The following is a 25134-nucleotide window of genomic DNA, read 5'->3' on the forward strand; positions in this document are numbered from 1 at the left end:
GAACCCGTTCAAGGTACGACGGACGCGCCAATTTCAACCTAACATAGATCTCACTTGTGCTCCGGGTCCGGGCGCAGCAGCAAAGGAGCGGTATGAAAGTAGCAATCATGGGTGCGGGCGGCGTGGGTGGCTATTTCGGGGCGCGGCTGGCGCACAGCGGCTGCGACGTGCATTTCATCGCCCGTGGCGCCCACGGTGCCGCCCTGCGCAGCCAGGGCCTGCAGATCAGCAGCGCCCTGGGTGATCTGCATCTGAAGAATCTGCAGGTCACCGAAACGCCCCAGGGCGTGGGCGTGGCGGACGTGGTGCTGTTCGGCGTGAAGCTATGGGACACCGAAGCCGCCGCCGAGGCCATACGCCCGCTGGTCGGGCCGCACACGGTGGTCATCTCGTTCCAGAACGGCGTGGTCAAGGACGATATCTTGCGCGGCGTGCTGGGCCCGCAGGCGGTGGCCGGCGGGGTCTGCTACATCGCCGCCACGATTGCCGCGCCAGGAGTGATCGCGCACACGGGCATGTTGCAAAAGCTGGTTTTTGGCGAATACGACGGCAGCCGCTCAGCCCGGCTGGAGGCGTTTCTGCAAGCCTGCCAAAGCGCCGGCATCGAGGCTGAAATCAGCGCCGATATCCGCAAGTCGATCTGGGAGAAGTTCGTCATGCTGGTGGGCTTGTCGGCCACTACCGCCGCCACCCGCCTACCCATAGGCCGGGTGCGCAGCCACCCGCAATCGCGCCGCTTGCTGCAGCAGATCATGGAAGAAGTGGTGGCGGTAGGCCTGGCGCAGGGTGTGCCCCTGGCACCCGACTTCGCGGCCGACCGGCTGCGCTTTTGCGACCAGCTGCCGGCGGCCATGACCTCCTCCATGGCGCACGACCTGGAACGCGGCAACCCGCTGGAGGTGCGCTGGCTCAGCGGCGATGTGGCCCGGCGCGGCGCCGAGCTGGGCGTGCCTACACCCGCGAATGCGCTGGTGCACGGCATCCTGGCCCTGCATGCCGAGGGCCGCAAGGCCTGAGGCTTCGTTAAGGCGCGTCTGGCAGTGGCAGCTTGGCGGCCACGCACTGGATGCCGGTCAAGCCAGCGCTGGCGCTGCCGACAGTCTGGCAGGCAATCGCCCGGCCCGACGACGGGTCATGGAACCAGGCCACGCTGGCCGCACCAGCGGCCGAAGTGCCCATGGGCACATAGCTGGGATTGGCGCGGATCTGCGAATGCGCAGCCGGCACCCAGGACGCCAACAGCACAGCACCGCTGACCCCTACGGTGGCCAGCAGGCCCAACAACGATCGCTTCATGGCGTGCTCCTTCAAAAATTTGGGCTATGCCGCCGCGCACTGCCCGGCGATGCATGTGGATAAAAAATGGCTCTGGCGCTTGAATCTACTGCGCCAGAAGCTACTGAATATATAGCAGACAGGCCGGTGCAACCCGCTACGGGCACATCGCTTTACGATGCCAAATACGTACGGGTGTACTGCCCCTCCCAACGCAAGCTGATGCCCACGTTAAAACTTGCCGCCCACCGCTAAAGCATTCCCAGCCAGAACACCAGGCCACCGCCAAAGCTGGTCAACCGATCTTGGAAAAAGCGAAAACGATGCCACGCAGCTTGGGCGCGTCGCTGGAACCTGGGGGCATGGTCTGAGCACTGGAGTGGACGGAAAAATATTGCAGAAACGCCCAGACTATTACCCCAAAGCCACGCCACTACTTCACCGTTTGCGCACTATTTGCCTGCACCAGCAGCTACAAAATAAATAGCAAATAATCAGAACCCCACGCTATACCGCAGCTGCACAAAGGTCTCGCCCGGGTTGGGCTGGCGCAGGCCGGCGTTGGACACATGCTTCACGTACACACCCAGGCTGTGGCGCTGCTGGTCGCCAAAGTTGCGCCCCAGGCCCAGGTGGTCGCTGAAGTTCCACTGCGTGCTGAAGTGGCCAGATGGCGTGTAGTAGGTTTTGTCCAGATACGACAGCCCCACGCCGGCCTCCACAAACCAGGGCGATTGCCCGCCGTCGAAGCGGTAGCGGAACATGGGCACCAGGCCCACCTGGGCGTAATGCTGCTCCTGGCCGGTCGTGGCATCGGCATTCCACTGGCTCACATACACATCCCAGGCGCCGGTGATGCGCCCATCCCAAAAACTGCTTTGCATGGGCCAGCGCCAGCCCAGGGTGACTGCACGGGTGCTGGTGCCACTTCGCAAGTTTTGCCCCGCCTCGGCATAGATAGATGCAGGTTCGGCAGCGCCTGCCTTGTCCACCGCCAGGATAGCCAGCCAAGGCAGGAGCACGGCACCCAGCAGTTGGCGCCATGGCGTGCCGGAGGATGGCGCGGGAGGGTGTGGTTTCAGCATTTTTGTTGTTCTCCCGGCGGCGCCAGGCTGGCTGCCAACGCCTATTTTGTCGAGGCCATGTTTGGGTAAATTGTGGCCCTCCGCGCGACCTTATGGACGACTATAGTGCCATCGCCCTGCAGACCGTGCAGCTATCACCGCCCGGTATGCAACAGATGTAATGCCGCCCTTACAGTGTCGGGCTAGAGGTTTTTTGGATTGCTACGTGATGGGCCGCCCACGCGGCAACGCACAAGCAGTTCAAGTGAGCGCGGCGGCCGTGCGCTGCACGTAGCGCTCAAAGTCTTGCGCCGGCAAAGCCGGGCTGAACAGATAACCCTGGTAAGCATGGCAGCCATAGCGGGCCAGCCAGTCTTTCTGGGCCAGCGTCTCCACCCCTTCGGCCATCACCTCCAGCCCCAGGTTTTGCGCCAGGGCCACCACAGTACGCGCAATCGCCGCGTCGCTGGGGTCTATCAACACATCGCGCACAAAAGACTGGTCGATCTTCAGCTGGTGCAGCGGTAGCCGCTTGAGGTAGGACAGCGAGGAATAGCCGGTACCAAAGTCGTCCAGCGAAAAGCCAATGCCGCGCGCACGCAGCATGGCCATTTTGCGCACCAGGTCTTCGAGGTTATCGACCAGCATGCTCTCCGTCAGCTCCAGCTTCAGGCGTTTGGGGTTGGCCCCGGTGGCGCTCAGCAGGTCCAGCAGGTCCTGGGCGAACTCGGGCTCGCGGAACTGCCGGGCGCTGACGTTCACCGCCAACACCAGGCTACCCAGCAGGGGATGCGGGGCCCATGCCACCAGTTGTGCGCAGGCGGTCTCCAACACCCAGCGGCCCAGGGTCAGGATGTGGCCGGTCTCCTCCGCCAAGGGGATGAAGTCGGCGGGCGAGACCCGGCCGCGCTGCGGATGCGGCCAGCGCAGCAGAGCCTCGGCGCCGGTGACCTGTCCGTGCGCGTCCAACTGGGGCTGGTAGAAGAGCAAAAACTGCCCCAGCACCAAGGCCTGGCGCAAGTCGCCCTCCAGCTCGGCGCGGGCATTCACCGCCGCCTGCATGGCCGGATCGAAAAACCGCAATGCATTGCGGCCCTGGGCCTTGGCCTGGTACATGGCCATGTCGGCCTGTTTGAGCAGCTCGTCCATGGGCAGGGTCTGGCCGTGGAACAAAGCCACGCCCAAGCTGGCCGTGCTGTTGAAGTCCAGGTCGCCCAGGCTGAAGGGCCGGTTCAGCACGGTGACGATTTTTTCCGCTACAGACTTGGCGACAGCTGCCGCCATTTCCGAGCTGGACTCCAGGTCTTCCAGCATGACCAGGAATTCATCGCCGCCCAGCCGGGCCACGGTGTCGCTGTCGCGCACGCAATGCACCAGCCGCTGCGCCACTTGCTGCAGCAACACGTCACCTTTTTCATGGCCCCGGGTGTCGTTCAGGGTTTTGAAATTGTCCAGGTCGATGTAGAGCAAGGCGCCGGTGCGCTTGCTGCGCTCGCTGGCGGCCAGCGCGCGGTGCAGGCGGTCCATGAACAGGCGACGGTTGGGCAGGTTGGTCAGCGGGTCGAAGAAGGCCAGTTGACGAATCTTGTCCTCGGCTATCTTGCGCTGGGTAATGTCCACCACAGTAGCGACGTAATGCCCCAGGCCGCCTATGCCATCCAGCACCGCGCTGATGCTGACCCACTGCGGAAAGCGCTCGCCGTTTTGGCGCCGGCTCCAGATTTCCCCCACCCACTGGCCCTTGCGCGCCAAATCCTGCTGGATGCCGCCAAAATAGGCTTCGCCACTGGCGTCGGCATTCAGAAAGGCCAAGGTTTGGCCCAAACACTCCGCCTCGCTATAGCCCATGCTCTGGGTGAAGGCCTTGTTCACCCGCTGTATCACCTGTTTGGCGTTGGTCACCACCACACCCACCTGGGCCTCGAAAGCCACAGCGGCGATGCGCAACTCGGATTCGGCCCGCACCCGGTCGGACAGGTCGATATCGATGCAAAACATCTCGGCCGGCTGGCCCGGTGTCTGCACATAGGCGTGGCTGGAAAACACGGGTACGCGGCTGCCGTCCTTGCGCATCAGCGACAGCTCACCCGCCGGAATCGCCTGCTGGGTGGCAAACATCTGCTGCATAGCCTGGCGCACGCCGTCGCGCATTTCGGGCGGAATGATGAGCTCGGTGAGGTTGCGGCCCAGCACTTCGCCGGCCGCGTAGCCATAGAGCTGCTCGGAGGCCTTGTTCCAGTAGCGCGTTGTGCCATCGGCCGCATAGGCCTGGACTGAAACCGAGGGGATGTCCATCAACAGGCTGCGCAAGCGGTTCTCGGAGTCGCGCAGCGCCTGTTCACGGGCCTCGCGAGCCAGCCCTTCCTGGATCAGCAGGCCCAGGAACACCATGGCCGGCGTCATCACGGCAACCAGAGCCAGCCCCAAGACGAGCAACGCATCCCCTGGCGGATGGGCCGGCAGCAGCCACATGGAGCCCCAAGCCAGCAGTTGTTGCAGCAGACCAAATACCAGCAGTTGCCATACGTTCACACGGGCCCAGCCCCGGGCCACGGCGTATCGGTAAAGCAGGCCCAAGCCAGCGCTGGCGACGAGCAAAGGCAGACCTATGGCGTTGTCAGCCTGTTCAGACAATAGGCTATAAGCCACGGGTATGGCGGCGGCTACCAGCGCAGCCAGCAGCCCGCCGAACAGGCCCACCGCGCCCAGCACCACGCAGCGCGCATCCACCACCAGCCCCGGCATGGTGGCCGACGGCATCACCATGCCTAGCACGCAGATACCGCCAAACAGCAGCCCGGTCACCAGTTGACGAAGCACGCTGCGGGGCTTCCTGGCGCGCAGGTGCAGCCCCTGCAGCACACCCAGAACAAAGATCCAGGCAACACCCTGGACCAAATGAAGAACCATGCACAGCCTCCAGCGCAGGGGTCGATCGGCAGTCCCCGGAGATATATCCGGGGCACAGGCTGCGCCTACTTTAGTGCCGTTTACTGGGGCTGAGAACTAAAACGTCATCCATAAGAACAATGCCCCTGGTGCACAGGCCCCGGGGGATTGTCTGTATTATCAAAATAGATAGCAGCTAGCGCAGGTACTATCTACGCTAGCGCCCTCTTTCACTCCAAACCCAGCTCCTGGATTTTGCGGGTGATGGTGTTGCGGCCAATGCCCAGCTTCTGGGCCGCCTCGATGCGACGGCCCCGGGTGTTGTGCAGCGCGGTCAGGATCAGCTTGGACTCGAAACGGCGCGTCAGCACGTCCCACACGTCGTGGCGGTCATTGGCCAGCAGCTCCTGGGCCTCGGCCTCCAGGCCCAGCTCCCAGGCGCTGACCGGGGCCGTACTGGCCGGCGGCAACGTGACGATGGCGGCATCGCTGTCCAGCGGCATGGCCTGCACGCCGGCAATATCGTCCAGCGCCGAGAGATCGGTTTCTGCATGCACGACCGGCGTGCTCACCACCATGCGCGGCAGCGCATGGCCCAGACCGCTGGAAGGTGCCACCACCGCACCGGTGATTTCAGGCGGTAAATCCTTGGGCTCAATCACCTGGGCCGGCGCCATCACGGTTAGCCAGTGGCACAGATTCTCCAGCTGGCGGACGTTGCCGGGAAACGGAAACAGGCCGATCTGTGCCAAGGCCGCATCGGATATGCGCTTGGGCTCCACGCCCAACTGCTTGGCGCTTTGCTGGAGGAAATGCCGGGTCAGCATGGGCACGTCTTCAATGCGCTCGCGCAGCGCCGGCAGGCGCAGGCGGATCACATTCAGGCGGTGGAACAAATCCTCGCGGAACACGCCGTCGCGCACGCGCTGCTCCAAATCCTGGTGGGTCGCGGCGATGACGCGGACCTGCGCCTTGACGGCGTTGTGGCCGCCGACACGGTAAAAATGGCCGTCGCTCAGCACGCGCAGCAAGCGGGTTTGCAGGTCGAACGGCATGTCGCCGATTTCGTCCAGGAACAAAGTGCCTCCGTCGGCTTGCTCGAAGCGACCCCGGCGCATGGTTTGGGCGCCGGTGAAGGCGCCGCGCTCGTGGCCAAAGAGTTCAGACTCCAGCAGATCCTTAGGGATGGCTGCAGTGTTGATGGCCACAAACGGGCCGTTGGCACGCGGAGAATGCTTGTGCAGCGCACGCGCCACCAGCTCCTTGCCAGAGCCGGATTCACCGGTGATCATCACCGTCACATTGCTTTGGCTGAGGCGGCCAATGGCGCGAAACACGTCCTGCATGGCGGGCGCCTGGCCCAGCATCTCGGGGGTATCTGCCATGCGTTCTTCAGCCACTTCCTCGCGCTGGCTTTCTTCCACCGCACGACGGATCAGCTCCACCGCCTTGGGTAGGTCAAAAGGCTTGGGCAGGTATTCGAAAGCCCCGCCCTGGAAGGCCGAAACGGCGCTGTCCAGATCGGAAAACGCGGTCATGATGATGACCGGCAGACCAGGGTGCTTGGCTTTGACCTTTTCCAGCAGGTCGAGGCCGGAGCCGCCTGGCATGCGGATGTCGCTCACCAGAATTTGGGGGCCGTCCTCTTCGCCGTTTTCTTCCAGCGCCAGCAATACATCGCGCGGGTTGGTAAAGCTGCGTGTAGGCAGGTCTTCACGCAGCAGCGCTTTTTCGAGAACGAAGCGTATGGATTGGTCGTCGTCTACTATCCAGATCGGCTTCATAACAGGTTGCACCTCGGGTCAAGCTGCCCCTCAATTGCTAAGGCAGCGGTATTAATAATTTAAAGTCCGTTCGGCCCGGAACACTGTCACATTCGATCAAGCCATGGTGTTGCTGGACGAAGGTTTGCGCCAACGTCAGCCCCAGCCCGGATCCACCATCTCGCCCCGACACCAGCGGGTAAAAAATACGGTCCTTGATCGACTCCGGTACACCCGGGCCGTTGTCGATGACATGCAATTCCAGTGCCAATCGATAACGTTGTTTCCCAAACGTTACCTGGCGTGCAATTCGGGACAGAAAAGTGATCTGCGCGTCCCCTTCGGCGATACGTTCGCTCAAGGCCTGGGTGGCGTTATGGGCCACATTCAGCACTGCTTGGATGAGCTGTTCACGGTCGCCGCGGAACTCCGGAATCGACACATCGTATTCACGCTCTATCTTCAGTCCGCGCGGAAATTCAGCCAGGATCAGGGAACGCACGCGTTCGCAGATTTCGTGAATATTCACGTCGCTGACCACATGCGGACGACGGTGCGGCGCCAGCAACCTATCGACCAGGCTTTGGAGCCGGTCGGCTTCATGGATGATGACCTGGGTGTACTCGATTAGCTCGCGCGACTCGATCTCCATCTCTAGCAACTGCGCAGCTCCGCGTATGCCGCCCAGGGGGTTCTTGATCTCGTGGGCCAGGTTGCGGATGAGCTCCTTGTTGGCCTGGGCCTGGTCGATCAAACGCTCCTCGCGGTCTTGCTTGGCTTGCTGCTCCTGCGGCAGCAGCTCGATGATGACCTCGCCCGGACGCTCGGTCTGCGCCAGGATCACGTGTACCGGCACCGGCTCATGGTTCAGGCGCTTGAGCCACGCGTCGTAGCGCAGGGCCGCAAACTCATTGCTGCCAGCACCCTCCAATGCGTTCTGCAAGATATGCGGCTCGGTGAAACAGTCCGGGAAGTGCGAGCCTTCGATGGTGCGGCGCGAAGTGCCCAGAGCGTCTTCCAACGCCGCATTGGCAAACATCACCGCGCCGTCGCTACGCAGCACCGCCACCAGCGTGGCCAGCAAATCAAACGCCTGAAAGCGCGCAATATGGGGGTTGGTCGGGGTGTTCAAGGTATTCAGGGAGTGGTTTTAGAAGGTGGAAGACGGGCTAGCTCGCGCTTCAGCCCAGCGATATCGCTCTCGTTGCGGGCAATGGCGGCCTTGAGATCGGCTACACGGTCTATGTACTTCTGGTAGTTGCGGGCTTCTCCGCCCTGCTTTTCAGGCTCGCCCTGGTTGTACTCTTTGAGCAAGTCGGCCTGCCGGGCCTCGGCCTTTTTGAGCTCGGCCTCCAGGATCATCCGGGCGTCGCTGTCGCGCGCACGCTGCTCGGCGCCACCGCCATTGTTGGCGGCAGGCGCTCGCACGGCTGCTGGGTTCGCATCTGGCCGTGGGCCCTGGATCACGCTGACATTGCCACCTTCTACCAATTTGCAGCCACGGGCTGCAGCGGCCTTGGGGTCTTTGATGGAGTTGGTGTACTCATTGCCGCAGCGGTAGACCGCGTTGTCCTGCGCAAAAAGCGGTGCCGAGGCAGCCGCCAAAATCAGTAGCCAATAGGGTTTCATGCTCATGGAATATGCCGACTGGGCCTTATCAGAATGGGTTGCCGCAACGGTACTCTGTTTCTATTGCTTTCCCAAGCCAAAACGCAAAAAGGACGGCTTGCGCCGTCCTTATGGGAAGCCTGGTTGCGCGTTGCGTGCGTTCCCAGGCTGGTACCGCTGATTACAGCGAGTAGTACATGTCGAATTCCACCGGGTGGGTGGCCATGCGCAAGCGCGTGACTTCCTGCATCTTCAGGTCGATGTACGCATCGATGTAGGCATCGGTGAACACGCCACCCTTGGTCAGGAACGCACGGTCTTTGTCCAGGCATTCGAGCGCTTGGTCCAGGCTGTGGCAGACGGTGGGGATCAGCTTGTCTTCTTCGGGTGGCAGATGGTACAGATCCTTCGTAGCGGCTTCGCCAGGATGGATCTTGTTTTCCACGCCGTCCAGACCTGCCATCAGCAGAGCCGAGAAGCCCAGGTAGGGGTTCATCAGTGGATCGGGGAAACGTGCTTCCACCCGGCGACCCTTGGGGTTTGCCACGAAAGGAATACGGATCGAAGCCGAGCGGTTCTTGGCCGAGTAAGCCAGCTTCACAGGCGCTTCATAACCAGGAACCAGGCGCTTGTAGCTGTTGGTGCCAGGGTTGGTGATGGCGTTCAGTGCACGGGCGTGCTTGATGATGCCGCCGATGTAGAACAACGCGTATTCCGACAGACCTGCATAGCCGTCGCCAGCAAACAGGTTCTTGCCGTCTTTCCACACGGACTGGTGCACGTGCATGCCGGAACCGTTATCGCCAACGATGGGCTTGGGCATGAAAGTCGCGGTCTTGCCGTAGGCGTGGGCCACGTTCTGGATCACGTACTTTTGCAGTTGGACCCAGTCAGCGCGCTGGATCAGCGTGCTGAACTTGGTACCCAATTCCATTTGGCCTGCGTTGGCCACTTCGTGGTGGTGCACTTCGACGGGAATGCCCAGGGATTCCAGCACCAGGCACATTTCCGAACGCATGTCCTGGAAGCTGTCAACTGGAGGCACGGGGAAGTAGCCGCCCTTGACTGCAGGACGGTGGCCCGTATTGCCGTGCTCGTATTCCTTGCCGGTGTTCCAGGCCGCTTCTTCCGAATCGATCTTGGAGTAGCAGCCGGACATGTCGTTTTGCCAGCGCACGCTGTCAAACACGAAGAATTCGGGTTCTGGTCCGAAGTAGGCGGTGTCGCCCAGGCCGGAGGCCTTCATGTAGGCTTCTGCGCGCTTGGCCAGCGAACGGGGATCGCGCTCGTACGGCTTGCCGTCGGCTGGATCGACCACGTCGCAGGTCAGGATCATCGTCGTTTCTTCGAAGAACGGATCGATGTTGGCGGTGTTGGCATCGGGCATCAGTTGCATGTCCGAAGCTTCAATGCCCTTCCAACCAGCGATCGAGGAGCCGTCAAAAGCATGGCCCGACGTGAACTTGTCTTCGTCGAAGTGCGACACAGGCACGGTCACGTGCTGTTCCTTGCCGCGGGTATCGGTGAAACGGAAGTCAACAAACTTGACTTCGCTTTCTTTCACCATCTTCATCACGTCTGCGACGGTCTTTGCCATCAAGAATCTCCTGGTTAGGTTGAGCAAAAATAAATCACTGAGAAGGGAATGCAGTTTCTATGCCACCAGCCGAGGCCATTTGTGAACACATCCACCCTTGTATTTTGCCTTGGCCGCGGCGGCCTTCAGCGGGAATACGGCCCGTCCGAGAAACAAATACCGCGTCAATGCACCAAATTGGATTTTGGTTTTTGCACCAAATTTGTGCAATTAAGAACGCACCAATTCGGGGCCCAATTGCACATCAAAATTGTGCAGACCCGCCAACATGGCCGGATAGGCCAGGTCTACCAGGCTGGGCAAACCCTTCACGCCCAACTCAATGTGGCGACCATGTTCAGCGTGGTCCACGCTGGGCAGGCTGAACACCTTGACGCCCTCGAAACGCTGCTCCAGTGCTTCCATCAGCGGGGTCAACGTGGCCTCCATGCTGCCATACACGATGACCGATTTCTCCACCCAGGCTTCCTGCCGGAACCACGGGTGGTAGTACTGGTCCAACACCCATTCCACCATAGGCCAGGCCATCACCGGGAAGCCGGGCACAAAGTGCACATGCTCCACGGAAAAGCCCGGAATCTTGTTGTACGGGTTGGGAATGATGCGGGCGCCTTGTGGAAATACGCCCATGTTCAGCCGGTGGATGTTATCTGGACGGTTTGGCTCGTACAGCGTGCCTTGTTCGCGCGCAGTGTCCTGCATACGCTCACGTATCAGAACCTCGGCTTGCGGGTGCAAGGCTAGTGGCAGGTCCAGTGCCCGTGCTGCGCACTGGCGCGTATGGTCGTCGGGGGTGGCACCTATGCCGCCGGTAGAGAACACCACGTCGCCCGAGGCAAACGCGCGGCTCAAGGTGCTGGTGATGCGCACAGGATCGTCGCCCACGTACTCGGCATAGCCCAGTTGCAGGCCGCGCGCGCCCAGCAGTTCGATGACCTTGGGCAGATGCTTATCGGCACGCTTGCCAGACATGATCTCGTCGCCGACGATGACCAAGCCGAAAACCGGCGCCGACTTATGGGGCTGGGAGGATGGGGTTGGCAGGCTCATGGGCAACAGATTCCGTTTTGGGTTCGACATCAACAACCGGGCCCGCAGCGGCGCGGGCCGGCATGGCAGACACAGACACCTCGGCACGCAAGGCCTGCAAGGCGGCCAGCACATAGTGGGTAAACCACAGCGAGGAGAACGCAAACACCAGGGTGTAGATCCAGATCGCCACAGGCACCAGCACCACAAAAGCGGCGGCAAACAAAGCCCCCGAGGCCCATACTAGGCTGGGCGCAGCGCCCAGGTAGCCAGCCAGCACCCCCATACCCAGCAAGGTGACGCGGTGACGCCGGAAAATCTCTCGCCGCTCCTGCTTGCTGGCATGTACCGCCAGTGCATCATAGGCCATGACGCGGTAAGTCAGCCAACCCCAGATCAGCGGCGGCAGCACCAGTATCAAGGGCGGCACCAGCCACAAAGGCATTGAAACCACCATGGCGACGACGGCCAGAAGCACCGAACCCAGCGCCCAGAACAGGCCACCAATCAGCGTGCCGCCGTTTTTCTTTTCCAATTGGGAAAATCGCCGCTCAGCCACCAGAGACACCAGGGCCGGCGTCATCATCAGGGCCACCGCCAGTAGGGACAACACCACGATCAGCGGGGTAATGGCAAAGATCACCAGCAAAGGCGCCAGCGCCACCTTGAGCTGACCCACGCCTGCAGTCTCCAGCCAGGCCCACATGCGGCCCACCCACTCGGACGCGTCCAACATGCCGCGCACCGCGTCCAAGGCCGGTTCCCAGTAAAAATAACCCAGGCCCAGTGACAAGGCCACCATCAACAGAAGGGGCAAAAACGAAAGTGCAATTACCCGGGGGTGCACGCAGTAGGCTACGGCGCGCCAGAAAGAATCAAGTAGCAACTTCATGGGGGCAAGCATACCCGCATGCGGTTAAGGCCTGGTAACCGCCAAACTTGCCCACAGGCGGCGCAAACCCAGCCACTGCTGGCGCCAGAAGCTTCGGCCGTAATCGCGTCCACCCTCGCTCTCCAACTGGTCGCGGATACCGGTGGGGTCGTAGCGCAGCTCGAAATTCGCGGTGCCGAACAGCATGTCCCACCAGGGCAGCAGCACGCCGAAGTTGTGACCGCCCAGGGTGTTCTTACCCGCCGACTCGTGGCCTATGCCTATGCTGTGGTGCCGGCGATGAAAGCGCGGGCTGACCCACAGGCGCTCGCCCACACGGCCAAACCAGAGCCGCACGTTGGCGTGCTGCAGGCTCTCGCTCAGCTGGGTAAAGGCCACGATGGCGATGAACTGCCCCGGCGCCACGCCAATCAGCTGGGCCACCATCACCACGATGATGTCGCCAATCACATCGTCCAGCAGATGGTTGCGGTTGTCGCTCCACAAGGTCATTTGCCGCTGTGAATGGTGCAGCGAGTGCAGGCCCCACCACCATTCAAACTGGTGCTGGCCACGGTGCACCCAGTAGCCCAAGAAGTCGAACGCCACCAGGTACAGCGCAAAACTGACCACCGGCAGATCGGTCACGCCGGGCCACAGGGCATCCAGGTGCCAGGTGCCCATGCCGGCGACCCGAAGGGTGCCAAAAATTCCGTCCATCACCGGGTCCAGGGTGAAGAACAAGGCCAGGCGAAACAGCCCCAGGCGGTGCACCAGGGTATAGAGCATGTCGATACGGATGGCCGCGCGATCCTGCATAGGCTCCACCGGGCGCCAGCGCTGCAAGGGCCCCAGCACCGCCACCAGCACTACCAGCTGCAGCAGGCCGACCAGCAGCCAGCCCGTGGCATCGAATGCATCTTCCACCAAGCCGCCCAGGCCTATGCCAAACACCAGGGGCTGCACCACGGCCTCAAAAAGCCATTGCTGCGCATCCGAAAACAAATTACTCAGTACATCCATGGGCAGATTATTGGGGATGGGCCGAAATCCACGCGGTGTAGTCGGGATGCTCACGCAGCGTGCGGAAGCAGAACCCGCGCTCCTTCAGGCCCACGATCAGCGGCTCCAGCACGGCTGGCGCCCACGGGTCTTTGCGCGACCAAATGCCCAGGTGCGCCATCAGAATGTCGCCGCTGCGGATAGTGCGCAGCGACTGGGCCAGCAATTGCGCGTTGCTGGCGCGCTCGCTGGGCAGCTCATCGCCCAGAAACCCGGCCGGCGCCCAGCCCACGTGGGCGTAGCCACAGCTCTTGGCGGCCGCCAGCAAGGCCGGTGAAGTCTTGCCGCCAGGCGCACGAAACAAGGGCAGCGGTACCTGGCCGGTCATGGCCTGCAGGCGCTGGTTGGAGCGGCGGATTTCCTCGCAATACTGCGCTGACGTCCAGGTGAATTCCTTGTCGGCATCCGGCCCGGCCGAGGGCTTGACGCGAAATTGGCCGGGGCTGCCGGCCATATCGCCGCGCCAGTACACATGGTCAAAGGTGTGCGAGGCGAATGCATGGCCTTCGGCGGCGCGGGCCTTCCACCAGGGTGCCCAGTGCTCGCCCAGGCTGCCATCGCCTTCCTGCGTGCGCTCGTGGGCACCAAAAAAAGTGACCTTGACCTGCTGGCGGTTCAGCACATCGGCGATCAACGGGGCCACGCCCATGTGGCCGGTGTCGAAGGTCAGATAGACCGATTTATCACAAGCTTTTTCGGCTGTAGCGCAGATAGAACCTGCGCTAGCCGCTATCAATACCGCAGCAAAAACAAATTTAGCGGGGAGCGTGGTCCAGCGTCCAAACACCATGGGGAGATCTTCCAACATTGATTTGCCGCACCACTTTTTTAGATTCCACATCCACCACGGTAAGCTTGCGGGCCCAGCGTGAACCAACATACAACAGCTTGCCGTCGGCCGAGACGTCCATGCAGTCCGGCCCGCCGGGCGCGGGATAGGTGGCGACCGACTCCAGGGTTTGCAGATCAATCTTGCTGATGCTGTTGCTGACGCGGTTGCTGACGTAGACATGGCGTTTGTCGCCCGCAGAGCGGAAGGCATGCGAGCCCTTGGCGGTGGTGATCACCTTGGTCCGCACCGGGGTCTTGCCGGAAACGTCATAGACCTCCACGCCCTCGCCGCCCGTCAGGCCCACCAGCAGGGTCTTGTCGTCGGCGGTGCCGAACACGTCGGCCGGCATGGACCCGGTGGGCGTGCGCCATTTGATGGTTTGCGTCGCCAGGTCTACCGCCACCAGCTCGTCGCTGTCTTGCATGGTGGAGTAAATCGTGGTGCTCTTGCTGTCTATCCACAGGTGGCTGGGGGTTTTGCCGGTGGAGATGCGCTTGGCCAGCGTGATGTCCTTGCCGTCCCAGCGGTAGATGTCGATGTGGTTCAGCCGGTTCGCGGCCGTGACAAACCACTTCATGTCCGGCGAAAAGCGCAGCTGGTAGGGGTCGAGTATGTCGCGCACCACGCGCTGCACCTCGGCCGTTTTCGGATCGACAAAGGTCAGCGTATCGGCCAGGGCATTGGCGATGATGAGCGACTTTTCGTCCGGCGTCAGGTACAGATGGTGGGGTTCCTTGCCGGTAGGAATCCGCTTGGTCTCCAGCCAGGTGGCGGGGTCCACCACGCTGACGCTGGCATCCAGCGAATTCAGCACAAAGATTGGAGAGGACTGGGACTGGGCCTGGGCGGCCAAGGGCGCAGCGGCGGCGAAGACAAGGCCCCAAGAGGCAACACAACGGACAAACAACTTCACGGCACACCACAGGTAAAAGACAACCGCCAAGTGTAGCCGCCGGGGCCTGCAACTTTTGCGCGCCGGCGTAACAAGCCCGCAGAGAACTATGCCAGGTCCTTGGCCGACAGCAGCGCCAAGTCTTCCGGGCTCAGCCAGCGCCACTGGCCCGGCAGCAGATCTGCCGGCAGCACAAAGCCGCCCTGTTGCGAACGGTGCAGGCCCTCTACCCGGTTACTCACCGCCGCCAGCATACGCTTGACCTGGTGGTACTTGCCCTCGGTCAGCGTCAGGCGCAGGTGGTGGCTGCTGACGGCTTCACAGGCCGCTGCACGCACCGGCTTGGGATCATCGTCCAGCACCACGCCCTCCAGCAGACGCGACACCTGCTTCTCGTCCAGCGCGTGCTTGGTAGTGACCTCGTAGACCTTGGGCACATGTTTTTTTGGCGAGGTCATGCGGTGGATGAACTGGCCGTCGTCACTGAGCAACAGCAAACCGGTCGTATCCTGGTCCAGCCGCCCCACAGCCTGTACGCCCTGCAGCGCGCCCTTTTGCGGCCGCAAGCGCAATGGCGACGGCAGCAGCGTGTAAATGCTAGGGTAGGTGGAGGGTTTTTGCGAACACTCGGTACCCGCAGGCTTATACAGCAACACATAGGCCAATCGGTGGTACGACCAGTCCACACCCTGGACCCGAAAGCGCAAGCCTTCCGCTTCAAAATCCATAGCTGAGTCCGTAACCACCACGGGCGCGGTGCCCGCGTTGTCCATATAGACCTCGACCAGGCCCTGCTGTACCAGGCCGGCGCACACGCGGCGCGTGCCGAAACCTTGCGAATAAAGAATGTCTTGAAGCTGCATACCCCGAGTATCGCAAACAGCTGGCAACACCCTGCCCCGTCGCGCCCAGGCGACAACCAGGCGACAGTGGCCGTCATCCTCCCCAATATCAACAAAAAAACATGCGGCAAAAACATGCACAAGGTTTACAAATGTTTATCCCACGGAGACACAGATGCGCGAGCTATTCACCACCCTGTTTGTTGTTGGCGCAGCCTTCATGCTGTGGCGAACCATGCGCCCGCAACGCCACCACCATGGCTACCAGATCGTGTCTCCCTCGCAGCTGCCTTTGGAGGCCGAAGCGCTGGATGCGCAGCTCTACAAATGGCCATCGCTGGGGCTGTACAGCTTCACGTTGAATGACGGCGACCAACACCAGGCCGCGCTGAAAGACATCGCCGACGGCACCCCCATCGGCTCGGCAGGTGCGCGGGTGCTGGCTGCGCTGCACACCGGCGCCAACAACCCCGACATCTGGAAACCGGTGGAAGTGCGGGTCCACGGGCAGCGCGTAGGCTTTTTGTCCAAAGGCGACGCCACCCGCTTCCAGCGCCGCCTGGCCTATGAAGGCCGGGCCGGCCAGACCACCTGCTGCGACGCACTGATCACCCTGGAAGACGTGGGCAGCCAGCCGCGCTACGTGCTGCGCCTGGACCTGAAGGAATTCCGCCATTGAGTAGCCGTTCACAGCCCCTGGCTGTTTAAGACTGGCCTAAGCCAGCATCCCCATAGTCGAGCCATCGCAATGCTCTTCCAAAGGATGCTTCCATGAAAACGCAATCGCTTCACAACACCAAACTGGTATTGGCACTGGTCGCCGCAGGTGCGATCGGTGGCATCGGTGGCTCACTGGTCCACAACATGGACCAGGCCCACGCGGCCCCGCCAGTGGTCAGCAGCGCCAGCAACGCCCCCATGGCATTGCCCGACTTCGCGCAGATCACCGCCCAAAATGGCCCGTCCGTGGTCAACATCAGCGTGGTCGGCGGCGCCAAGGCCTCGAATGACGACGGCGAAACCGCGCAGCGCCAGGGTCGCGAGGACCCGTTCGGCAACGACCCGCTGTTTGAGCTATTCCGCCGCTTCCAACAAGGCCAGGGTGGCCAGGCGCCGAAAGCCGTCCCCACGCATAGCCAGGGCTCGGGCTTCATCGTGAGCGCCGACGGCATCATCATGACCAACGCCCATGTGGTGCAGGACGCCAAGGAAGTCACAGTGAAGCTCACCGACCGGCGCGAATTCATCGCCAAGGTGCTGGGCTCTGACCCCAAGACCGACGTGGCCGTACTGAAGATCGACGCCAAGAACCTGCCCGTGGCCACCATCGGCAAGACCAGCGACCTGCGCGTGGGCGAATGGGTGCTGGCCATAGGCTCGCCGTTTGGCTTTGAAAACACCGTCACCGCCGGCGTGGTCAGCGCCAAGGGCCGCACCCTGCCCGACGACGGCGCGGTGTCCTTCATCCAGACCGATGCTGCGGTAAACCCCGGCAACTCTGGCGGGCCGCTGTTCAACACCCGCGGTGAAGTGATCGGCATCAACTCGCAGATCTACAGCCGCACCGGCGGCTACCAGGGCGTGTCCTTCGCCATCCCGATGGACCTGGCCGGCAAGATCAAGGACCAGATAGTGGCCCACGGCAAGGTGGAACATGCGCGCCTGGGCGTGGCGGTGCAAGAGGTCAACCAGACGCTGGCGGACTCCTTCCACCTCGACAAGCCCGAAGGTGCGCTGGTTTCCAGCGTGGACAAATCCGGCCCCGCCGCCAAGGCCGGACTGGAGCCGGGTGACGTGATCCGCAAGGTGGACGGCCACACCATCGTGTCCTCGGGTGACCTGCCGGCGGCTATCAGCCTGTCCACCCCGGGGGAGAAAGTGCAGCTGGACGTATGGCGCAAGGGCTCGGCCCAGACCATCGAGGTCAAGCTAGGCAGCGCCAACGACAAGCCCGAGCAAGTCGCCAGCAACAAGGAACCCGCATCGCAAGGCCGCCTGGGTCTGGCGCTGCGCCAGTTGCAACCGGATGAGCTGCGCTCCGCCGGCGTGGAAAACGGCCTGCTGATCGAAAACGCGGGCGGTGCCGCCGCCAACGCAGGCGTGCAGAGCGGTGACGTACTGCTGGCCATCAATGGCACGCCGGCGAAGAACGTGGAACAGATCCGCGCCGTGGTGGCCAAGGCCGACAAGTCGATCGCCCTGCTGATCCTGCGTGACGGCGACAAGATCTTCGTGCCCGTGCGCATAGGCTAAGCGAACAACGGGCCTTGAGTGGCCCATAAAAAAGGGGCTGGTTCCATTTGGAACCAGCCCCTTTTTTGCACTTGCGCGGCGGACTTTTTAGTGTGCGCCGGCAGCTGCCTCCGAGGCAGCCGCACCCATGGCCTGCGGCCGGCGGGTGATCCACACCAGCGGTATCAGCATCAGGAACAGCATGGACGAGGCGAAGAACACATCGTTCGCCGCCAGCGTCGCGGCCTGCTGGCCCACCAGGCGGTTGACCTGCTCCAAAGCCTGCTGCGGGTCTAGGCCAGCATTGCCCAGGCCTGACAAGGTACCGGTCGCCACCTGCCGCCCCTGGTTGATGTACTCCACCAGCTGCGCATGGTGCAAGGCCGTGCGGTTTTCCCATACCGTGGTGACCAGGGACGTGCCCATGGCACCGGCCGTGATACGCACAAAGTTGGTCAAGCCGGAGGCCGCAGGAATGCGGTCTGGCGGCAGGCCGCTGAGCGTCAAGATACTCAATGGGATGAAGAAGAAAGCCATAGCCACGCCCTGCACCAGGGTCGGCACCATCAGCGTAGCCTCATCGGCCTGCACGTTGAACTTCGAGCGCATCCACAGCACCAAGCCAAACACGATGAACGCGAACGAGGCAAACATGCGCGGGTCCATCTTGCCCACGTTCTTGCCCACGATGGGCGACAGCACGATGGCGAACAAGCCCACCGGTGCCAGAATGAAGCCGGCCTGGGTGGCGGTATAGCCCATGTACTGCTGCAGCCACAGCGGCAGCAAGACCACGTTGCCGAAGAACAGGCCGTAACCCACCGATGTCGCCAGCGTGCCGGCCCAGAAGTTACGCCGGGCGAAAAGGCGCAGGTCCGTCACCGGGTGCTTGTCGGTCAGCTCCCAGGCCAGGAAGAACAGGAAGCCCACCAGTGCCACGGCCGCCAGGATCTGCACCTCGGTGGAGTGGAACCAGTCCAGCTCTTTGCCCTTGTCCAGCATGATCTGCAGCGCACCCACCCAGACCACCAGCAGGCCCAGACCCACGCCGTCGATCGGCAGCTTCTTGGTCTGCGACTCGCGCTTGTGGTACAGCGTCCAGGCCGCACCGGCAGCCAGGATACCCACCGGGATGTTGATATAGAAAATCCAGGGCCAGGAGATGTTGTCGGTGATCCAGCCGCCCAGCAGCGGCCCCATCACCGGCGCCACCAGGGTGGTCATGGCCCACATCGCCATGGCGGTGCCCGCCAGCGCCTTGGGGTAGCTGGACAGCAGCAGTGCCTGCGACAAGGGAATCATCGGTCCGGCCACAAAGCCTTGCAGCACCCGAAACGCGATCAGCATGCCCATGTTTGGCGCCAGTCCGCACAGCCATGAGGCCAGCACGAACATGATGATGCTGAGCGTGAATAGGCGCACCTGGCCGAAACGCTGCGACAGCCAGCCGGTCAACGGCACCGAGATGGCATTGGCCACGGCAAAGCTGGTAATCACCCAGGTGCCCTGGTTGGGGCTGACACCCAGGTCACCGGCGATGGCAGACAGGGACACATTGGCGATCGAGGTGTCCAGCACGTTCATGAACGTGGCGGTGGACAAGGCGATCGTGCCCCACATGCGGGCCGAGCCCTCTAGCGGCGGGGGCGGAACATAGTTGAGGTTGGAGGACATGGCTTCAGACCCGTAATACCGGCCGCAGCCGGTTTATTGAACCTGCGCAGGAACGGACACTGCTGCCAGGGCCGCAGGCGCTTCAACCGCCTTGGAAGCCTTGGCCGCATCATTGCGAGCCACCACCGCACGGCCGCCCAAGTTGGCAGCGATCACGCGCTGCACCTCCAGCTCGGCGCCCTTATCGGTAGGCGCTGTCAGCGTGGCCAACGAGGCGGCGCGTGGTGCATCGGCCAGCATCTTGCCGTCCTGCTGGGTGACGTCGATGGTCGCGTCCATGGACAGGCCCACGCGCAGCGGGTTGTCCACCAGTTGCTTGGCGTCCAGGGCGATACGCACCGGCACGCGCTGCACCACCTTGATCCAGTTGCCGGTGGCGTTCTGCGCCGGCAGCAGGGCAAATGCTGCACCGGTGCCCACGCCCAGGCCTTCGACCTTGCCGGTGTATTCCATCTTCTTGCCGTACAGATCGGCGGTCAGCTTCACGGGTTGGCCGATACGGATATTGCGCAGCTGCACTTCCTTGAAGTTGGCGTCTACCCAGACCTGGTTCAACGGGATGATGGACATCATGGGCGTGCCGGCGGCGATGCGCTGGCCGAGTTGCACCGTGCGCTTGGCGACATAGCCGTCCACCGGCGCCACCACGGCGGCGCGCTGGGATGCCAGGTAGGCCTCACGCACGCGGGCGGCAGCGGCCAGCACGTTCGGGTGCTGTTCGACGCTGGTGCCTTCGGTCATGGCCTGGTTGCTGGCCAGTTGCTCTTGGGCAGCGGCCACGCCGGCCTGGGCCGAGGCCACACTGGCCTGCACGGTAGACAGGCCCGCCTTGGCGTTGGCCAGCTGGGTCTGGGCGTGGCTGAGTTCTTCCTTGGACACGGCGCCGTTACCGCTCAGGGTCTGGCGACGGCGCAGGTCGTCGGCGGCACGCTCCACCTCGCTCTGGGCACGGGCGATGTCGGTCTGGCTGCGCGCCACGTCGGCGGTGCGCTGGGCCACCTGGGCCGACAACGCAGAGTTGTTTGCGTACAAGGTGCGTACCTGGCGCACGGTCTGGGCCAGGTTGGCTTCGGCCTGGTCGAGTGCCAGCTTGGCATCGGCAGGGTCGAACTGCACCAGGGGCTGGCCAGCCTTCACGAAGTCGGTGTCGTCGGCCATGATGGTCATCACGTTGCCGCTGACCTGGGGCGTGATCTGGATGATGTTGCCTTGCACGTAGGCGTTGTCGGTGTTCTCGTAGTGGCTGGCTACGAATGCGTCATAGGCCGCCCAGCCCAGGCCGGCCAGTACCACCACGCTGGCGATGGTGATTAGCGCCTTCTTGCGCTGGGGATTGCCGGCTGGGGCGGTTGCGGAGGCAGCGGGGGTGTTTGCGGAATCGGTCATGGTGTTCACCTGCGTTCAATAAGGTACGAATGGGGTACGAATGGGGGACGAATAAAGAGGGACGGGGCTCAGCGGACGAGCCCGTTGTTTTTTGCATCTGATGGGGCGCTGGCGTACTGGCCATCTGCGCTGGCAGCTGCGTTTTTTGTAGCATCTGGCTGCACTTCTGAGTAGCCACCGCCGAGTGCGCGGACCAGGGTGACCTGGGTGTCCAGCGCACGCGCGGCCAGGTCTACCTGGGTGCGGCGCTGGTTCAGCACGGCGGTTTCGGCGCTCAGCACGTTCAGGTAGTTGCCCAGGCCGGCGCCATAGCGCTGCACGGCAATCTCATACGCCGACTCGGCCGCCTGCTGGGCGGCGCGCTGCTCGACCTGCTGACGGGTGATGGACTGCTGGGAGGCGACCTGGTCGGCCACATCGCGCACGGCGTCGATCAGGGCGGCGTTATAGCTTTCCACCGCAGCGTCCAGGTCGGCCGTCTTGCCCTTCAGGCCGGCACGCAAATGGCCTGCGTCGAATATAGGCAGATGGATGGCCGGGCCTATGCCCCACTGCCGGCTGCCGGATTCCAGCAGTTTGTCCAGGCCAATGCTGGAGAAGCCGGCAAAGCCCACCAGGTTGATATTCGGGTAGAACTGGGCTTTGGCGCTGGCGACGTCAGAGCTGGCCGCCTCCACGCGCCAGCGGGCGGCGGTAATGTCGGCGCGGCGGCCCAGCAGGTCGGCCGGTACAGCCGATGCAGTTGCTATGTTATTAATAGCATCCAGCGCAGGTAAATTCTGCGCCAGGGCTATATTTGGCTGACCTACCAGCGCGGCCAGGGCGTTGCGCGTCAGGGCGATCTGCTCTTGCACCGCCTCAACCTGCTGGCGCGCCTCGGGCAGGCCGCCCTCGCTTTGGCGCAGCTCCAGGCGGGTGTCCAGGCCGGCGCTGACGCGATCACGCACCAGGTTCAGCAGCTCGGTGCGTTGGGACAGGGTGCGGTTCGCCAGGCCCAGCTGGGCGTTCAGGCGCAGCAACTGAAAGTAGTTGCGTGCCACCTGGCTGGCCAGCAGCACGCGGGCGGCCTGGGCGTCGGCCTGGGCGGCCTTGGCCTGGCCCACGGCGGCGTCCAGCGCAGCGCGGTTCTTGCCGAAGAAGTCCAGCTCCCAGCTGGCTTCGAGCTGGGCGGTGCCGGCGTCATAAATATTGCCGCCCAGCGGCGCGGGATACAGGCCGTTGGCGGTGTAGAGCTGGTGCGTGGCCTCCACCCCGGCATTCACCTTGGGCAGCAGCGCCGAGCGGGCCACGTCGGTGCCGGCCTGGGCGCGGCGCACGCGGGCCTGTGCGAGCTGCAGGCTGGGGCTGGTCTGCAGGGCCTGGTCGATCAGGGTGTTCAACTGGGCATCCTGAAAGCCGAGCCACCATTGGGCGTCCACAGTGGACGCTTGGGCGGTGGCGTCCAGCCCCAGGGACTGGGGCGTGCGCAATTGCGCTCCAGGTTGAATGCCGGAATAGTTGGCGCATGCGGCCAGGCCCGCCAGCAAGGTGGCGGCCAGCGCAAAGCGTGGCACGCGGCTAAGGGATTTACGAGGCATCTTTTTCTCCGACGGGGTTGTTTGCTTGCGCCTGTACGGCGGCGACGTTATCCAGAATGCGTTGCAAAAAGCTCTTCAGGGTTTGCCATTCCTCATGGCTAAAACCGGCCAGGTAGGCGTTGTGCACATTGCTGAGCACCACTGGCACGTCCTTCACGGCTTCGCGGCCGGCATCGGTCAGCGCCAGGTTGACCACGCGGCGGTCCTGCTCGGAGCGTTCGCGCCGGCACAGGCCCTTGGCTTCCAGGCGGTCCAGGAGGCGCGTCATGCCGCCTGCATCCAGGGTGCACAGACGGGCCAGTTCGGCCACTGTGGCGGTATTGGAATAGGCCAGCTTGAAAAGCGGCTTCCACTGCGCATTGGTCAAGCCGCTGGGCTCGAACTGGCGCTCCATCTCTTGGGTGAAGGCAGTCACCACGCGGTGCATCAGATGGCCCACGCTGTCACCTCCGGCGACATAGCTGTCAGGCTGGTAGAAGTCGGCAGGCGGCGGGAAAGCGGCGGCACCGGTCGGCTTCATAGTTTCTGAAGAGTTGTTTGCAGTCATGTTGCGATATTAATTGACTAGACAATTAATGTCAAGTCTTTGTTTGTTGCATCATCAACTATGGCTACACTCCTGGTATGGCAACCACCCCCTCCTCCTCCCAAGCCGCCAAAGGCTCTCCACGTTCCCTGTCCGGTCTGCTGCCGTTCCTGCGGCCGTACCGCGGGCGGATCGCGCTGGCCATCGTGTTCCTGATCCTGGCGGCGGGCGCCACGCTGGCTTTTCCGCTGGCGCTGCGCTCGCTGATCGACCAGGGCCTGGTGACGCAGGGTGCAGACGGCGGCGTGGACCGGGGGGCGCAAATCATGGCGCTGCGCAACCATTTCTTCGAGCTGTTCGCGGTTGCCGCAGCGCTGGGCCTGTTCTCGGCGGCGCGCTTCTATACCGTGAGCTGGCTGGGCGAGCGCGTCACGGCCGACATCCGCAACGCGGTCTACGCCCATGTGCTGAAGCAAAGCCCGCAGTTTTTTGAAACCACGCAAACCGGCGAGGTGCTGTCGCGCCTGACGGTGGACACCACCCTGGTCCAGACCGTGGTGGGCTCGTCGCTGAGCATGGGCTTGCGCAACGCGGTAATGGGCATAGGTGCTTTGGGCGTACTGGTCTGGACCAACCCGCTGGTGATGACCCAGGTGTTTGGCGTGCTGCTGCTGATCGTGCTGCCCAGCGTGTGGTTTGGCCGCCGCGTGCGCAAACTGTCGCGCGCCAGCCAGGACCGCGTGGCCGACAGCAGCGCCATCGCCGCCGAGGTGCTGAACGCCATTCCCGTGGTGCAGGCCTTTACCGCCGAAGACCGCGAATCCCGCCGCTTCAACGACTCCACCGCCGCCGCCTTCCAGACCGCCGTGGGCCGCAGCAAGGCACGCTCGGTGCTGGTGGCCTTCATCATCACCGCCACCTCTGGCGCTTTGCTGTGGGGCCTCTACCAGGGCACGCAGGCGGTGCTGCAGGGCAGCATCACGGCGGGCCACTTGGGCCAGACCGTGGTGTACGTGATCATCCTGGCCGGCGCCACGGCCGTGCTGGGCGAGGTGTATGGCGATGTGCTGCGCGCCGCCGGCGCCAGCGAGCGGCTGATGGAGCTGCTGGCCACCGAGTCGCCCATTCAATCCGCACCTAATGCGACCCCAGCGCAGACAACATCTGCGGGAAGCGCTATCAATTTAGAAGCAATCGAGTTTCGCTACCCATCGCGGCCACTGCAGCCAGCGCTGAGCCAGTTCAACCTGGATGTGGCACCCGGCGAAACCGTGGCCCTGGTGGGCGCCAGTGGCGCAGGCAAGAGCACGGTGCTGCAACTGCTGCTACGCTTTTACGACCCGCAGGCCGGCAGCATCCGCATCAACGGCGTGGACACGCGGGCCATGGACCTGCAGGACCTGCGCCAGCACATAGGCATCGTGCCGCAGGACGCGGTGATGTTCTCCACCAGCGCGCTGGAAAACATCCGCTACGGCCGGCCCGATGCGACCGATGCCGAGGTGATGGCGGCTGCCGAGTCGGCCTTTGCCCACGGCTTCATCACCGCCCTGCCAGATGGCTACAACACCTTCCTGGGTGAACGCGGCGTGCGCCTGAGCGGCGGCCAGCGCCAGCGCGTGGCGATTGCCCGCGCCATGCTGAAAAACGCCCCGCTGCTGCTGCTGGACGAAGCCACCAGCGCGCTCGACGCCGAGAGCGAACGCATGGTGCAGGCCGCACTGGAATCCGCCATGCGGGGCCGCACCACCCTGGTCATCGCCCACCGGCTGGCCACGGTACAGCAGGCCGACCGCATCGTGGTGCTGGACCACGGGCACATCGTGGAGCAAGGCACGCACGCCGAGCTGGTGGCCGCCGACGGCGTCTACGCCCGATTGGCCGCCCTGCAATTCACGAGCTAAGGCCACCAACGCACGGGCTCTGGCACGCCATTTGCGACACGGTTTATTTGCATAAAATATGCCTCCAGCGCAGTATTTATCTGCGCCGGCAGCTATTTTTTAGATAGCAAT

Annotated in this window: 21 protein-coding genes; 4 read left to right on the forward strand and 17 right to left on the reverse strand. The window is 63.1% G+C overall.

The window, feature by feature from the left end; translation table 11 throughout:
* The first annotated feature begins 92 nt into the window (after positions 1-92).
* On the forward strand, positions 93-1016 hold the full coding sequence (locus AC4BBN_RS01345; RefSeq protein ID WP_490590158.1) for a ketopantoate reductase family protein: 924 nt from the start codon (positions 93-95) through the stop codon (positions 1014-1016).
* 7 nt (positions 1017-1023) lie between these two features.
* Here AC4BBN_RS01345 and AC4BBN_RS01350 read toward each other — a convergent pair whose 3' ends face one another.
* The 13 genes from AC4BBN_RS01350 to AC4BBN_RS01410 all read right to left on the reverse strand — a co-directional run bounded on the left by AC4BBN_RS01350 (position 1024) and on the right by AC4BBN_RS01410 (position 15745).
* Entirely contained in the window at positions 1024-1296 is a 273-nt protein-coding gene (locus AC4BBN_RS01350) for a hypothetical protein (RefSeq protein WP_490590159.1), read from the reverse strand.
* Between the two features lie 473 nt (positions 1297-1769).
* Complete coding sequence (locus AC4BBN_RS01355) at positions 1770-2360, reverse strand: acyloxyacyl hydrolase (protein ID WP_490590160.1); 591 nt, start codon at positions 2358-2360, stop codon at positions 1770-1772.
* Between the two features lie 240 nt (positions 2361-2600).
* Positions 2601-5249, reverse strand: coding sequence for an EAL domain-containing protein (locus AC4BBN_RS01360; protein ID WP_490590161.1), 2649 nt, complete (start codon positions 5247-5249; stop codon positions 2601-2603).
* 209 nt (positions 5250-5458) lie between these two features.
* On the reverse strand, positions 5459-7012 hold the full coding sequence (gene ntrC / locus AC4BBN_RS01365) for a nitrogen regulation protein NR(I) (protein ID WP_490590162.1): 1554 nt from the start codon (positions 7010-7012) through the stop codon (positions 5459-5461).
* 37 nt (positions 7013-7049) lie between these two features.
* On the reverse strand, positions 7050-8132 hold the full coding sequence (gene glnL / locus AC4BBN_RS01370) for a nitrogen regulation protein NR(II) (protein ID WP_490591364.1): 1083 nt from the start codon (positions 8130-8132) through the stop codon (positions 7050-7052).
* The gene (locus tag AC4BBN_RS01375; protein WP_490591365.1) at positions 8129-8620 is read right to left on the reverse strand and encodes a hypothetical protein; all 492 of its coding nucleotides are present in this window, start codon (positions 8618-8620) and stop codon (positions 8129-8131) included. Before AC4BBN_RS01375 ends, glnL begins: the two co-directional genes overlap by 4 nt.
* 160 nt (positions 8621-8780) lie before the next feature.
* A complete protein-coding gene (glnA, locus tag AC4BBN_RS01380; protein ID WP_490590163.1) occupies positions 8781-10196 on the reverse strand; it encodes a type I glutamate--ammonia ligase in 1416 nt (471 codons plus the stop codon).
* 210 nt (positions 10197-10406) lie between these two features.
* Positions 10407-11246, reverse strand: coding sequence for a competence/damage-inducible protein A (locus AC4BBN_RS01385; protein ID WP_490590164.1), 840 nt, complete (start codon positions 11244-11246; stop codon positions 10407-10409).
* On the reverse strand, positions 11212-12117 hold the full coding sequence (locus AC4BBN_RS01390) for an EI24 domain-containing protein (RefSeq protein WP_490590165.1): 906 nt from the start codon (positions 12115-12117) through the stop codon (positions 11212-11214). Before AC4BBN_RS01390 ends, AC4BBN_RS01385 begins: the two co-directional genes overlap by 35 nt.
* Positions 12118-12141: 24 nt before the next feature.
* A complete protein-coding gene (locus AC4BBN_RS01395) occupies positions 12142-13119 on the reverse strand; it encodes a sterol desaturase family protein (protein WP_490590166.1) in 978 nt (325 codons plus the stop codon).
* A gap of 7 nt (positions 13120-13126) precedes the next feature.
* Positions 13127-13948, reverse strand: coding sequence for a polysaccharide deacetylase family protein (locus tag AC4BBN_RS01400; protein ID WP_490590167.1), 822 nt, complete (start codon positions 13946-13948; stop codon positions 13127-13129).
* Entirely contained in the window at positions 13914-14903 is a 990-nt protein-coding gene (locus tag AC4BBN_RS01405) for a YVTN family beta-propeller repeat protein (RefSeq protein ID WP_490590168.1), read from the reverse strand. Before AC4BBN_RS01405 ends, AC4BBN_RS01400 begins: the two co-directional genes overlap by 35 nt.
* An 86-nt stretch (positions 14904-14989) precedes the next feature.
* On the reverse strand, positions 14990-15745 hold the full coding sequence (locus AC4BBN_RS01410; RefSeq protein ID WP_490590169.1) for a 16S rRNA pseudouridine(516) synthase: 756 nt from the start codon (positions 15743-15745) through the stop codon (positions 14990-14992).
* A gap of 154 nt (positions 15746-15899) precedes the next feature.
* On the opposite strand from AC4BBN_RS01410, the gene AC4BBN_RS01415 reads away from it, so the two are divergent.
* Together AC4BBN_RS01415 and AC4BBN_RS01420 are read left to right on the forward strand one after the other, a co-directional pair.
* Entirely contained in the window at positions 15900-16403 is a 504-nt protein-coding gene (locus AC4BBN_RS01415; protein ID WP_490590170.1) for a hypothetical protein, read from the forward strand.
* A gap of 92 nt (positions 16404-16495) precedes the next feature.
* Positions 16496-17977, forward strand: coding sequence for a Do family serine endopeptidase (locus tag AC4BBN_RS01420; RefSeq protein ID WP_490590171.1), 1482 nt, complete (start codon positions 16496-16498; stop codon positions 17975-17977).
* Positions 17978-18064: 87 nt separating this feature from the next.
* Here the strand turns inward: AC4BBN_RS01420 and AC4BBN_RS01425 are convergent, their stop codons facing one another.
* The 4 genes from AC4BBN_RS01425 to AC4BBN_RS01440 all read right to left on the reverse strand — a co-directional run bounded on the left by AC4BBN_RS01425 (position 18065) and on the right by AC4BBN_RS01440 (position 23140).
* Entirely contained in the window at positions 18065-19630 is a 1566-nt protein-coding gene (locus tag AC4BBN_RS01425) for a DHA2 family efflux MFS transporter permease subunit (protein WP_490590172.1), read from the reverse strand.
* Positions 19631-19663: 33 nt separating this feature from the next.
* Positions 19664-21016: an EmrA/EmrK family multidrug efflux transporter periplasmic adaptor subunit gene (locus AC4BBN_RS01430; protein WP_490590173.1), complete on the reverse strand. Its 1353-nt coding sequence runs from the start codon at positions 21014-21016 to the stop codon at positions 19664-19666.
* 68 nt (positions 21017-21084) lie between these two features.
* A complete protein-coding gene (locus AC4BBN_RS01435) occupies positions 21085-22593 on the reverse strand; it encodes an efflux transporter outer membrane subunit (RefSeq protein ID WP_490590174.1) in 1509 nt (502 codons plus the stop codon).
* Positions 22583-23140, reverse strand: a complete 558-nt coding sequence (locus tag AC4BBN_RS01440) for a MarR family winged helix-turn-helix transcriptional regulator (RefSeq protein WP_490590175.1) — start codon at positions 23138-23140, stop codon at positions 22583-22585. The genes AC4BBN_RS01435 and AC4BBN_RS01440 overlap by 11 nt, the downstream gene beginning before the upstream one ends.
* A 77-nt stretch (positions 23141-23217) precedes the next feature.
* Between AC4BBN_RS01440 and AC4BBN_RS01445 the strand changes: the two genes are divergently transcribed.
* Positions 23218-25023 (forward strand): ABC transporter transmembrane domain-containing protein, encoded by a 1806-nt coding sequence (locus AC4BBN_RS01445; protein WP_490590176.1) that lies wholly within the window; start codon positions 23218-23220, stop codon positions 25021-25023.
* The last annotated feature ends 111 nt before the right edge of the window (positions 25024-25134 follow it).

This window comes from Rhodoferax sp. SPJ21 (assembly GCF_058216335.1).